Annotated in this window: 10 protein-coding genes; 6 read left to right on the top strand and 4 right to left on the bottom strand. The window is 70.4% G+C overall.

Features of this window, described 5'->3' with window-relative positions:
* Positions 1–177 precede the first annotated feature (177 nt).
* From ACLJQZ_RS02470 to mdlC, 6 genes are all read left to right on the top strand, one after another.
* Entirely contained in the window at positions 178–2937 is a 2760-nt protein-coding gene (locus tag ACLJQZ_RS02470) for a nitrate- and nitrite sensing domain-containing protein (protein WP_410618333.1), read from the top strand.
* A gap of 12 nt (positions 2938–2949) precedes the next feature.
* Positions 2950–3627: a copper homeostasis protein CutC gene (locus tag ACLJQZ_RS02475; protein ID WP_410618334.1), complete on the top strand. Its 678-nt coding sequence runs from the start codon at positions 2950–2952 to the stop codon at positions 3625–3627.
* Positions 3628–4048: 421 nt separating this feature from the next.
* Positions 4049–4261 carry a hypothetical protein gene (locus tag ACLJQZ_RS02480; protein ID WP_247058548.1) on the top strand — a complete coding sequence of 71 codons (213 nt, stop codon included), beginning with the start codon at positions 4049–4051 and terminating at the stop codon, positions 4259–4261.
* Positions 4262–4309: 48 nt separating this feature from the next.
* On the top strand, positions 4310–5263 hold the full coding sequence (locus ACLJQZ_RS02485; RefSeq protein WP_410618335.1) for a hypothetical protein: 954 nt from the start codon (positions 4310–4312) through the stop codon (positions 5261–5263).
* Between the two features lie 411 nt (positions 5264–5674).
* Positions 5675–7327 (top strand): protease pro-enzyme activation domain-containing protein, encoded by a 1653-nt coding sequence (locus ACLJQZ_RS02490; protein WP_410618336.1) that lies wholly within the window; start codon positions 5675–5677, stop codon positions 7325–7327.
* 119 nt (positions 7328–7446) lie between these two features.
* The gene (gene mdlC / locus ACLJQZ_RS02495; protein ID WP_410618338.1) at positions 7447–9033 is read left to right on the top strand and encodes a benzoylformate decarboxylase; all 1587 of its coding nucleotides are present in this window, start codon (positions 7447–7449) and stop codon (positions 9031–9033) included.
* 67 nt (positions 9034–9100) lie between these two features.
* Here the strand turns inward: mdlC and ACLJQZ_RS02500 are convergent, their stop codons facing one another.
* The 4 genes from ACLJQZ_RS02500 to ACLJQZ_RS02515 are packed head-to-tail and all read right to left on the bottom strand — an operon-like array spanning position 9101 to position 12606.
* Positions 9101–9958: an ABC transporter ATP-binding protein gene (locus ACLJQZ_RS02500; protein WP_410618339.1), complete on the bottom strand. Its 858-nt coding sequence runs from the start codon at positions 9956–9958 to the stop codon at positions 9101–9103.
* 17 nt (positions 9959–9975) lie between these two features.
* Positions 9976–10809, bottom strand: coding sequence for an ABC transporter permease (locus tag ACLJQZ_RS02505; protein WP_247058538.1), 834 nt, complete (start codon positions 10807–10809; stop codon positions 9976–9978).
* Positions 10806–11576 (bottom strand): ABC transporter permease, encoded by a 771-nt coding sequence (locus ACLJQZ_RS02510; RefSeq protein WP_247058536.1) that lies wholly within the window; start codon positions 11574–11576, stop codon positions 10806–10808. The genes ACLJQZ_RS02505 and ACLJQZ_RS02510 overlap by 4 nt, the downstream gene beginning before the upstream one ends.
* Positions 11577–11580: 4 nt before the next feature.
* A complete protein-coding gene (locus ACLJQZ_RS02515) occupies positions 11581–12606 on the bottom strand; it encodes an ABC transporter substrate-binding protein (RefSeq protein WP_410618340.1) in 1026 nt (341 codons plus the stop codon).
* Positions 12607–13289 lie beyond the last annotated feature (683 nt).

Genomic DNA, 13289 nt, shown 5'->3' on the forward strand with positions numbered 1-13289 from the left:
CCTACCGCGAGAATCTGATTCTCGTGCTGGATCGTATGGTCCGCGCCCCATACGATCGCGGGCAGGGCCGGATCGCACCAGCGCGGCTTTCGGATCTTCATCGAGCGGGCTACCGTTCAGTAGGTTCGAGGTGTCGGTAGGTCCGCGGGTTCCTCCCGCGGTGGAAAAGGAAACCAGGTGACCCGTCGCGACAAGCGTCCCCGCAAGGGTGGCGAAGCGGCGGATCCGCGTCCGGCCGGCGGCCGCTGGCGATTGCGGAACTGGCGCCTCGGCACGAAGCTCTTCGCTGTCCTGCTCATTCCCGCGCTGGCCGTGATCGCGCTCGTCGGCCTGCGGATCAGCACGGACCTGCGTGACGCGCAGCAGCTCGCGGAGTTCGCGACCCGCGGCCGCGTCGACAGCACCGTCGCCGAAGCCATCCACGAGCTCCAGCGCGAGCGTGACCTCACCGTCCGGTTCGTCGCGCAGAACCGCTTGGGGGACACGGCGGACCTCGCCGGCCAGCGCAAACGCGTCGACCAGGCGATCGGGACGTTCGAGCGGACGCTGGCCGACAGCCGGCCCCGCCTCGACGCGAAAGCCGCGGAAAGCCTGCAGCAGACCGACGACCGGCTGCGCGTGCTCGGCGGTCTCCGGTTCTCGGCGGAGCATTCCGCGTTCCCCGCCGACGCCGTGCTGCGCTCCTACAGCGAGCTGATCTCCGGCCTGCTCGACATCAGCGACTCCGCCGCCGCCGACGTCTCGGACCCCGAGCTCGCGCGGTTGCGCTTGGCGGGCAACGCACTGGCCCGGATCAAGGACCAGCTGTCGGTCAAGCGCGCGGTGATGGCGGAGGCGCTCGCCGAGGGCACGCTGAGCCGGGACCGCACGCGCGCGCTGCTCGGCGCCGAAGCCGAGCTCGCCGCCGCGCGCAACGACTACCGCACCTTCGCGACCCCTGACCAGCAACGGATGTTCGACGACACGGTGATCGGCCTGGTCGTCGACATCGGCAACGACATGGTCGAATCCGCGCTCACCCGCACCGAAAACGGCCAGAACCTCTCGGGCCTCGACCCGAACCAGTGGGACGTTTCGGCGACCCACACGGTGAACCTCGCCCACCAGGTGCAGCAGGCGCTGCTGGTCCAGTTGCAGGAACGCACGGACACCCTCGCGACGCAGGCCCGCGCGGCGGCGATCTGGGACGGCGGGGCGGTGCTCGCCGTGCTGCTCGTCGCCGGCGTCCTGTCGGTCGTCATCGCGCGGTCCCTGTTGCGCCCCTTGCGGATCCTGCGCCGCACGGCGCTGGAGGTCGCCGAGCACCGGCTGCCCGCTGCGGTCCAGGGCCTGCTCACCGACCCCGAACCCGCGCCGGAGAACCTCCGCAAGCGGCTCGCCGTCGCGCCGGTCCCGGTGTTCACGCGCGAAGAGGTCGGCCAGGTGGCCCGCGCGTTCGACGCGGTGCACGGCGAAGCCGTCCGGCTGGCCGGCGAACAGGCGATGCTGCGCGAGAACGTCAACGCGATGTTCGTCAACCTCTCGCAGCGGAGCCAGGACCTCGTCGAACGGCAGCTTTCGGTGCTCGACCGGATGGAGGCCGACGAGCAGGACCCGGACACCCTCGCCGGGCTGTTCGAGCTCGACCACCTCGCGACGCGGATGCGGCGCAACAGCGAGAACCTGCTGGTCCTGTCGGGCCACGACTCCGCGCGGGAGGACGCCGGCGCGGTGGCGGCCGACGAGATCATCGGCGCCGCGCTCTCGGAGGTCGAGCACTACCAGCGCATCGAGCTCGGCCCGGCGCCGCAGGTCGCGGTCCGCGGCGAGGCCGTCAACGACCTCGTGCACGTCGTTTCGGAGCTGCTGGAGAACGCGACGCGCTACTCTGGCGGCGGCACGGTCACCGTCGCCAGCGCCGAAACCCACGACGGCGACTGGCAGATCGAGATCACCGACCACGGCGCCGGCATGCCGCAGGCCGAGATCGACCGCACCAACACGCGCCTGGCGAACCCACCGGACGTCGACGTCGAGGTGTCGCGCCGGATGGGCCTGTTCGTGGTCGCGACGCTGGCCAAGCGGCACCGGATCGACGTCCGGCTGAGCGCCGCCCACGGCAGCGGGCTGGTCGCGACGGTGCTGGTGCCGACCGGGCTGATCGTCGAGCTGCCGCCCCTGCCCGCGCCCCCGCCGCCCGCCGAGCCCGAGCACGCCCCGGAACCCGAGCCGCTCGCGCCGCTGGCCCCGCTCACGCAGCCGGAACCGGAGCCCGAGGGGCCGGAAGAGCTGACGCCGCCGTCGATCGAGGCCGGCCCGCCGCGCCGCGCGCCGGTGGTGGCGCGCGAGCACGCCCCGGAGTGGCCCACCGCGGAAGCCGACCCGCACCTGGACTTCGACGCCCCGACCGAGCGGATGCCCGCCTACCGCGACGTCCTGTCCCGCTGGTTCGACGCCGCCGCGCCGCCCGAGGTGCCGCGGCGCCCGGCCGAGCCGCGGCCGATCGCGGAAGAGCCCCGACCCGACGGACCCGAGCCGCGGCACGCGCTGGCCTCGGGGCTGCCGCCGCGCGAAGCCGTGCCCGTTCTCCCGCCGCCACCGCCACCCCCGCCGCCGCCCGCTCCGGTGCCGGTGGCCGCCGAGCCGAACCCCGACGACGAGGACACCGATCCCCAGTTCCCGCCGGTGCCCCCGCCCGTCGTGCCCCCGCAGCCGTCCGCCGCGATCGAGCCCGAGTACCAGTGGCCGACGCCCGCGGAGCTGGAGCAGGAGGACGGCGCCGAGGACACCTGGCCGTTCCTGCAGCCCGCCGACGCCGCGGCCAGCCCGGGAGCGGTGCCGGAGCAGCGGCCGATACTCTCGCTTTCCCCGGAAGCGGTGCGCGATCGGATGACGAGCCTGCAGGGCGGCTTCCGGCGAGGGCGGCACGCGAGGGGAGAAGACACCCGGAACCAGTGAAACGGATGAGGCATGAGCTCGAAGACGCCCCTGCTGGAAGTGATCGCGCTCGACGCGGCGGACGCCGAAGGCGCGCAAGCGGGCGGGGCCGACCGCCTCGAACTGGTCGCGGACATGGCCCAGGACGGCCTGACGCCTTCGCTGGAGACGCTGCGTGACGTGCGGTCGGCGACCGATCTCCCGATCCGGGTCATGCTGCGGGACAACGGTTCCTTCGCCGCCGGGGACATCGAGGGCCTGCGCGCGGACACGGCCCGGCTGATCGAGGCGGGCGCGCGCGAGTTCGTGTTCGGCTTCCTGAACGTCGACAGCGAAATCGACCTCGACGCGTGCGAAGCACTCATCAAGGAGATCGACGGCCTGCCCTGGACGTTCCACCGTGCCATCGACCGTACGCGCGACCCGCTGCGCGCGTACGACCAGCTCGCGGCGCTGGGCTGCGACACGGTGCTCGCCGCGGGCCACCCGAACGGCGTCGGCAGCGGGCTGTCCGTGCTGCAGCGCCTCGCGCAGCGCGACACCGGGCCGGAACTGCTCGTCGGCGGCGGCCTGCGCGCCCAGCAGGTCCACCTCCTGCGCGCGGGCGGCGTGCGCGGGTTCCACGTCGGCAGCGCGGTCCGGCCCGGCGGCTGGCAGTTCGCGGTCGACGCTGAATCGGTTCGCACGTGGGTCGAACTCGTCAAGTCCTGATCGAACTGTGAATTCTGCGCGTCACGTGAGTCATGATTACGGGATTCGCAGGGTGCGCCGGCGTGCGCGGTAAACACGTTCTTTCGCGGTGAAATCGCATTTCGCCGTTGCAAAAGCCGGGTGTCACCTGCGTGTGCGGCTGCACGCGCAGGTCGCGGCTTTGACCTGGTTGGCGGCTGATTTCGAGCAGATCGACTCGCTACGGTTGTCCCGCATTTCGCGATCCGGCCGATGTTCAAGAATCGTTTTGCAGTGCGGGAGGCAGCGCTGTGTGCGCGCGTATTCAGTTCAAGACGAGCTCGTGGCCAGGCCAGCAGGAACCGAAGAACACGACCATCTGGTGGGTGTTCGTCGCCTGGGGTCGGCTGATTCCCCGCGAATATCGAACCAGTGTGTCCGGAACTACCCGGAAGGTCGAATCGTGACCAGCGCGATCCCGCGGCAGCGCGGAACCGGAACGTCCGAAGACGAGTTCGCCCACCTGGGGCTCGGCAGTTCGCTCGCCCTCGGCGGCCTTCTGGCCGTCGTCAAGATCGCGGAAACCGCCACGGGTGTGGTGCTGACCGCCACCGGGGTACTCCCCGGTGGCCACCCCCCGAAGGAGCGACCCGGGGCGTGGTCCGGAGGGGAATGACCGGGAGCTGCCACGGGCGGTGGCTCTCCAGAAAGACGGAGGGCTGCCATGACCGGCAGTGACGGCCGGGAGGACCCGCGCGGTGCCCGCGTGGGTCTCACCGACGTGCGACGGCTGGAGGAAGCCGTCGCGGAACTCCGGGCCCGGGACTACCGCCACGGCGGCGGGTCCTGCGCCGAGGCGATCGCGGCGCGGTTGCCGGCCGCGGCGGACCTGCTGGCCGGCACGATGCGGGACGCCGTTCTGGTGCGGCTCTGCACCGTCGTGGCCGACCTGTACAACCTCGCCGGCTGGACGAGCTTCGACGAGAACCGGCCCGCGGCCGCGCTGGCCGCCTTCGCGCGGGCGATGGAACTGGCCGTCGAGGCCGGGAACGACGACCTCCAGGCCAACATCCGGTACCGCACCGGACGGCTGCACCTGCACTACGGCGCGGTCGACGCGGCTTTGGCGGAGTTCGCGCGCGGACGCGAAGCGGCGTTGCGGGCGCGGTCCCAGCGGGCACAGGCGATCCTGTCGGCCAACCAGGCGTGGGCGTACGCGAAGAAGGCCGACGTCGCCGCCGCGCTGACGTACCTGCGCCGCGCGCGGGCCGAGTTCGCGGCCGCCCACGAGACCGAGGTGTCGCCGTGGGCGGCCTTCTTCGGCGACAACGACATGGCGGCGATGATCGGCACGGTGCACGGCGAGCTGGCCCAGGTGGTCGACGTCCGGCACGGCCGCGCCGGGATCCGCGCCCTCACCGACGCGATCGCCGGCTACGGCCCGGACATGACGCGCAGCCGGGGCCTGACGGTGATCTGGCTGGCCACCGTGCACGCGCTGGACGGCGATCTCGACGTCGCCGCGAGCGTCGGGCAGGAGGCCATCGAGCTGGCCGGCGCGCTGCGGTCGCCGCGGACCCGGCAGCGGCTGCGGACGCTGTCGGCGGCGGCCCGCCGGTTCGCCGGCGACGGGCACGCACAGGAGATCGTCGAGCGGATCGACGAACTGCCGCGTTAACCCCCAAAGTGGCCAACACGCCGGCCGGAGTGGCCAACACGCGGGCCGGAGTGGCCAACACGCCGACCGGAGTGGCCAACACGCGCGCCGGAGCGGCCCCGGGTGTCGTGTTGGCCGCTCCGGGCGCTGTGTTGGCCGCTCCCGGCGGCGTGTTGGCCGTTCCGGCGGAGCTTGGCGCGCCTGACGGCGGCTTGAACGGCTTCGCCGGAACCCGCGCCGGCGCCCGGGAGTGGTATCCCGACACTTCGGACAATAACTGGATTCCCATGAAGTGGTAAACGGTGCGGAAAACGAAAATGGGAACCGCGAAATGACCAACAAAAGTAGGTTGGTTGCCGACTTATGCTCCTTGGCAACCTGCTGCGAGCATTCCGCGCAGGCCCGGTCCCCACCGCCGAGAGGAATTCTCCCATGCGCTTGCGCAAGCTCGTCGCGGCCGCCGTGCCGCTGCCGGCGTTGCTCGGCCTCGCCGTGGCCGTCCCGGCCGCCGCGGCGACGGAACCCCTGGTCACACTGGCCGACTCCGCCGCCCCGCTGGTCAACAGCGCCCGCACCGGCGACGTCGGCGCGGCCCAGCAGATCACCGCGGCGCTCTCCCTGAAACTGCACAACCAGCAGGCGCTGGAAAGGTTCCTCGCCGATGTGCAGAACCCGGCCTCGCCGCAATACCACCACTTCCTCACACCGGCGCAGTTCAATGCCGAGTTCGGCCCGACGCAGGTCGACGTCGACAAGGCCGTCTCATTCCTCGGGAAGGCGGGGGCCACCGGGATCGAGGTTTCCGGCAACCGGCAGGCCGTCACGTTCCACGGTTCGGCGGCGCAGCTCGAAGCGGCGTTCCACACCCGGATCGGGAACTACCACGACACCGTCTCCGGCCGGAACTTCTTCGCCAACGACTCCGCGCCGACCGTCTCCGCGGACGTCTCGGGCGTCGTGGCGAACGTCGTCGGCCTCGACGACCACGCCGTGCGGACGCACTCGTCCCAGGCGTCGAAAGCCCAGCCGAACGTCGTCAAGTCCGTCACCCCGCCGATCCTCAAGACCGCGTACGGCACCAGCGGTCTCTCGGCGACCGGCAGCGGCGTCAAGGTCGGGTTCGTCGAGTTCGACGGCTACAAGAAGGCGAACGTCACCAAGTACGACAGCACGTACGGCCTCTCGGCGGGCTCGGTGACAACGGTCCCGGTCAGCGGCGCGAACTACGACTCCGCGCCCGGCGACGGCGAGATCGAGGTCGAGCTGGACATCGAGGTCGTGCACGCGCTGGCCGCGGCGGCCAACGACTACGTCTACGAGGCACCCAACTCGAGCGCCGGCGAACTGGCGATGTACCAGAAGATCGCGTCGGACCACACGGTCAACGTCGTCTCGATCTCTTGGGGCGCCTGCGAATCCGCCGAGGGTTCGAGCGCGGCGAACAGCGTCAGCAACGCGATCGCGACCGGCACCGCGGAGGGCATCTCGTACTTCGCGGCGGCGGGCGACGACGGCACGACCGACTGCTACCGCCAGACCGGCTCCACCGCCAAGGCCGTGGACTTCCCGGCGTCCAGCCCGAACGTCACGGGCGTCGGCGGCACGCAGCTGACGGTGACCTCGTCGAACGCCTACAGCAGTGAGAAGGCGTGGAACGACGGCGCGGCCAACGGCTCGACCGGCGGCGGCATCTCGACGGTCTTCACGGCGCCGTCCTGGCAGTCCGCGCAGAGCACGACCAAGCGCAAGGTCCCGGACGTCTCGGCGGACGCGGCCAGCGGCTCGGGCTACTACATCTACACCGCGGGTTCCTGGGAGACGGTCTGGGGCACGTCCGGCGCGGCCCCGCTGTGGGCGGCCTTCGCGACGCTGCAGAACCAGGTCCACGGCGGCGGCCTGGGCAACCTGAACCCGAAGTTCTACTCGATCGGCAACGGGTCCTCGTACGGCACGGGCTTCCACGACGTGACGACGGGCAACAACACCCTGCACGGCACCACCGGCTTCACCGCCGGCACGGGCTACGACCAGGTGACCGGCTGGGGCTCGTTCAAGGGCTCGGGCCTGTCGGGCCTGATCGGCTGAGGCTCCAGGTAGACCCAGGCAGGTCCGTGAAGGCCTCCTTACCGGCTCTTAGCGCCGGTAAGGAGGCCTTCACGGCTTTTGGTGGTTTCTTTCGCAGCGCTAACGGTTAGCCTGGGGGCATGCTCAAGCGCACGGTGCTGGACGCCACCCGCGAACTCCTCCGAGAACTCGGCCTCACCACGGTGTTCGGCAACCCCGGCACCACCGAGGTCCCGTTCCTGACGGAGTGGCCGGACGACTTCGACTACGTCCTGGGGCTGCAGGAGTCCGCCGTCGTGGCGATGGCCGACGCCTACTCCCAGGCCACGCGTCAGGCCGCGCTGGTCAACCTGCACTCCGCCGGCGGCGTCGGGCACGGCCTCGGCAGCATCTTCACCGCCTACAAGAACCGGACGCCGCTGATCATCGTCGCCGGGCAGCAGGTGCGGTCGTTGTTGCCGCACGATCCGTTCCTCGGCGCGATGGACGCGCCGGAGTTCCCGAAGCCGTACGTGAAGTGGTCGATCGAGCCCGCGACGGCCGAGGACGTCCCGGCCGCGCTCGCGCGGGCCTATCACGTCGCGACGCAGGCGCCGTCCGGTCCGGTCTTCGTGTCCGTCCCGGCCGACGACTGGACCGTCACGACCGAACGCCCGATCATCTCCCGGCCGCGGATCCGCGGGTTCGCGCCGGATCCCGAGGCCGTCGCCGAACTCGCCGCCGCGTTCGCCGCCGCCGAACGGCCCGCGATCGTCGTCGGCGGGGCTGTCGACCAGGACGGTGCCGTCGAGGAGGCCGTCGCGCTCGCCGAACGCGTCAACGCCGGTGTGTGGGTCGCGCCGATGTCGTTCCGGTGCTCGTTCCCCGAGGACCACCCGCTGTTCCAAGGGTTCCTGGACCCCGAGCGCGGCGCGATCTCGGACAAGCTGGCCGCCCACGACCTCGTCGTCGTGCTCGGCGCGCCGGCCTTCACCTACCACGTCGAGCGCGGCCGTGGCGAAGCTCCGCTGCCGTCGCTGTTCATCGTCAGCGACGACGAGCAGATCCTCGCGCGGGCCTTCGAAGGCACCGGTATCCGCGCCACCTTGAAGCTCGGCATCCGCGCGCTCGTCGACGCTGTCGGCGAGACGAGCCGGCCCGCGCCCGCGCCGCGTGAGCGGCCCGCGAAGCCGGACGGCGGCACGCTCACCGGGGCGTACTTCTACGCGACGCTCGCGGAAGTCCTGCCGGACAACGCAATCGTCGTCGAAGAGACCCCCAGCCACCGCGGCGTGATGCACGACCACCTGTCGATCACCTCGACCGACACCGGCTTCCTCACGATGGCCAGCGGCAGTCTCGGCTACGGCGTCCCGGGCGCGGTCGGCGCGGCCATCGCCCGGCCGGACCGCAAGGTCGTCGGCGTGATCGGTGACGGCTCCAGCATGTACGGCATCCAGGCGCTCTGGACGGCCGCGCGTCAGGAACTGCCGGTGACGATCGTGATCCTGGACAACACCGAGTACGCGGCGGTCCGCATCCTCGGCGACGCGATCGGCGGCTCCAAGCTGCCGGGCACGCAGCTGGGCGGGATCGAATTCTCGGCACTGGCGGCGAGCATGGGCTGCCAGGGCATCGCGATCACCGAGCCGGCCGCCCTGGCCCCGGCGTTGACGGCGGCCTTGGCCGACGACCGCCCGACCCTGGTCCACGTCCGGGTCGTGCCGGAGAACTCCACCATCTACTGAAGTCCGTGAATGTCACATCGAGGGACACAGCGTCCCTCGATGTGACATTCACGGACCGGAAACCGGGTCAGCGACGGGCCTTGGCCCGCTGCTCCTTGGCCTGCTCGGCCAGCGCCCATTCGGCGGCGTCGGAGGCGGCCTTGGCCGCTTCCTCCGGGGTGCCGCCGTTCAGCAGCCGCGCCACTTCACCGCGCAGCGTCACGAACTCCAGCGACTCGCGGGTCGCGATCTGGTCGCGGTCGGCCGGCAGGTCCACCTTCAGGTCCGCCACGATCGACGCCGGCGACTTCGACAGCACCAGCACGCGGTCGGACAGGTAGACGCTCTCGTCGATGTCGTGCGTGACGACGAGGATCGTGGCGCCCTGCTCGCGCTGCACCCGCCGGGTCAGGTCCTCGAGCTCGAACCGCGTCTGCGCGTCGACCGAGGCGAACGGCTCGTCCATGAGCAGCAGCGACGGCCGGCTGGCCAGCGCGCGGGCGATCGACACCCGCTGCTGCATGCCGCCGGACAGCTGCCACGGGTACTTCCCGCCGACGCCGGACAGCCCGACGTGCTCCAGCGCCTCGGCGGCCCGCTTGCGGCGCTCGGCCCGGGAGATCGAGCGCCACCGCAGCGGGAACTCGACGTTCTTCTGCACCGAAAGCCACGGGAACAGCGACCGGCTGTAGTCCTGGAAAACGACGGCGAGGTCGTCCGGCACGCCCGAGACGCGGTCGCCGTGCAGGCTGACCGTGCCGTCGGTCGGCGGGGTCAGCCCGGCGATGCAGCGCAGCAGCGTCGACTTGCCGCAGCCGGACGGGCCGACGATGCTGGCCAGCTGCCCGGCCTCGACGGTGAACGACAGCTTGTCGACGGCGGTGTGCGCTTTGGGGCCGGAGCCGTAGCGGTGACTGACACCGGACACTTCGAGCATGGTTGACATTGAGGGCCTTTCCACCGTCAGTCGCGGCCGAGGCGGGCCGGCTGCCACGCCAGTACCCGTCGCTCCGCGGCCAGGAAGATCGTGTTGAAGACGTAGCCGAGGATGCCGAGCAGCACCAACCAGGACCACATCGACGGGAAGTCGAAGTCCTGCTGGGCGTTCAGCAGCGAGCGCCCGATACCGAAGGAGGCTCCCACCAGCTCGGAGACCACCATGAGCAGCAGCGAGATCGACAGGCTCACCCGCAGCCCGGCGAAGATCTTCGGCGCCGCCGCGGGGAGCACGACCATGCTGATCCAGTACGCCTTGGGCGTGCGGAACGACCGCGCCGTCTCCACCTTGACCTGGTCGACCGAGCGGACGCCGTCGACCGCGTTGAGCAGCACCGGCCAGATCGCGCCGAAGATGATCGACCCGACCTGCATGCCCGAGCTCAGCCCGAACAGCACCGCGAACACCGGGATCAGCGTGGGCGGCGGGATCGAGCGGAAGAAGGCGAACAGCGGCCCGAGGTAGTCCATCGCCTTCGGAGACCGGCCGACCAGCACCCCGAGGACGATACCGACCACGGACGCCAGTGCCCAGCCGCCAAGCATGTGACCGAGGCTGGGGAACACGTTGTCGAACACCGCGTCGGTGAGGAAGAGGTGGTCGGCCGGCCCGGTGAACCACAGGTTCGCGGCGCGGACCGCGATCTCCGACGGCGGCGGGAAGAACTTGCTGCCGCCCGCGCGGGCGGCGAACTCCCAGAGCACCACGAGGACCGCGAAGAGCAGCCAGTTGCGCAGGACCGCGGTGGCGCCGCGGACGGCGCGCCTGCCGACGCGGCCGGACAGGGTCGCGGCGGTCATGCGATCGCCTCCCGGTCCACGGTGCTCCAGCGGAACAGCCGCTTGCCCACTTGCTCGAGCCCTTCGTTGATGAGGTAACCCAGCAAGCCGGCCACGACGGTGCCGGCCAGCACGAGGTCGAACCGGGTCGAGCCGGTGCTGGAGACCAGGATGAAGTTGCCGAGCCCGACTTCGGAGCCGGCCAGGAACTCGGTGCTGACGACGGCGATCAGCGCGATCGTCGCCGACAGCCGGATGCCGGTGAAGACGAACGGCGCGGTGAACGGCAGCGCGACCGACGTGAGGATCCGGAACCGGCTGGTCCCGGACGCCCGCGCGGTCTCCATCAGCACCGGGTCGATCTCGCTGAGCCCGTAGATCGTGTTGAACATGATCGGCCACAGGGCGGCGTACACCGCGAGGGTGATCTTCGCCTCCGGGCCGGAGCCGATCACCAGCAGCACCAAGGGGATGAGCGCGGCGACCGGGATCGGGCGGAGGAACTCGACGATCGCGGCGGTGGCGTTGCGCAGCACCGGGACGCTGCCCAGCAGCAGGCCGGCGGGCACGCCGACGGCCACGGCGATCAGGATCGCGATCAGCCAGGCGAGCATCGTCGCGATGACGTCGCGGATGAAGGAGGCGTCGCCGAGCAGTTCCCCGACGGTGACGAGGACGACGCTGGGCGGCGGGATGAACGTCTTGCTGACCAGGCCGACCTGGACGACGACCTCCCAGAGGAGGAGGAAGCCGACCAGGCCGGTCAGGTTGCGGAGCAGTCTGGTCACGATGTCAGCTGGCAGTCGCCTGGGGGGCGATCATCGACGCGGCATCGACGGCCGTCGTGATGGCACCCAGCTGCAGCAGCAGGTCGGGGACGCGCTGCATGCGGCGGGCGTCCAGGATCGAGCCGTAACCGGGGATCGTCAGCAGCTTCGCGGTGTCTTCGTCGATCTTCGCGTACTTGACCAGCAGCGGCTCGATCTTCGAGCGGTCGTTGATCGCGTCGCGGGTCGCCTTCTGCATCGCGCGCTGGAAGGCCGCGAGGGTCTTCGGGTTGTCCTGCACCCACTTCTTGGGGGCGCCGAAGCCGGTCAGGGGGAAGTCCTGGCTGGCACCGGTGTTGATGTCGATCACCGGGGTGGCGCCGACGTTCTTGGCGGCCTGGGTGATGAACGGCTCCGGCAGGTACGCGGCGTCGACCTGGCCCTGCTGCAGCGCGGCCGCGATGTTCGGCAGCGCGAGCGTGACCCACTGGACCTTGTCCGAGGGGACGCCGTGGTCCTTCATCACGGACTTGGTCAGCAGGTCGGAAGCCGTGTTCTTGGCCGTGATGGCGATCCGCTTGCCGGCGAGGTCGGCGACGGTCTTCACCGGCGAGTTCGGGACCGTGACGATGGCGTTGCTCTTCGCGTTCACGGAGGAACCGTCGGCGACGAGCTGCATGTCGGCGGCACCGGTGCTCTTCGCGATGAAGAACGGCGTATAGGTGGAGAGAGCGATGTCGGCTTCGCCGGAGATCGACTTGGTCATCGAGGCCTGGCCACTGGCCGCGATCACGGACTTGACGTTGAGGCCCTCGGCCTTGAAGTAGCCGCCGTCCTGGGCGAGCCAGAACGGGCCCAGGTCGGTGGTCGGCAGGATCGAAACCGTGATGTTCGGCTTCTCCAGGCCACCCCCGTTCGACGAGGCGTTCGAGTCGTCCGAGCCGAGCGCGCTGCAGCCGCTGGCGGCTGTCACGGCGGCGGCGGTGAGGGCGAGCCCGAGCGCGGCACGGCGAGTGCGAACCCGGCCACTGCTCCTGGCGTTTCCAAGCAAGGCCTGCTCCTTGACGAAGGTGACGGTTGGTGTACCGAATCCAGTGAAAGTGCGTGACTCATTGTCCGGAGACACGCGGGCCACTGTAGACAGCGTGACAGCCTGCTCACAACGGGTAGAAGCAATACCCGGACGAGTGGTGCGCATCACTCTTTGGGCCTCTGGTCTAGACCCGCTGCTCCACTCGCCGTAGCTGAACACCCAGCGTAGGACCCGGATCCGCAAAAAGGGATCACCAGTTGCGCGTCGACTGAGCGAACGCTGTGCAACATCCTGCGCGTGTTGTCGGGAGGGTTACATCTTCCCCGGCCGTTCGCTACCCTCTGCACCTGCGGGGAGGTTTCAACCTCCGATGTAGTGAGAGAGAGTCCCTGGATGGCCGATCAAGAAGACTCACATTGGTCTACCAGGACACGCTGTGCTTTTCCTGAGAGATTCGCCCCCGCAGTAGAGACCACAGCCAGGCCGGGCAGAGCCGCCGCGCCGGTGGGATAGGCCGACATAGACCGATGCAAGATCAGCGCAGGGACCCGACCGTGATGCTCCAGCTGAACCGATTCCGCCCGCGAGGGCGGCGTTCGGGCACCCCCGTCGAAGACGATCTTTTCACCCGTACGGGTACCGTCTCGCGCTGGGCTCCGACCGACCGGCCGGTGCGCCGGTATGCCAGGAGCGTGCGTACG

The organism is Amycolatopsis sp. cmx-8-4 (assembly GCF_046548675.1).
In the GTDB taxonomy this organism is placed as follows: domain Bacteria; phylum Actinomycetota; class Actinomycetes; order Mycobacteriales; family Pseudonocardiaceae; genus Amycolatopsis.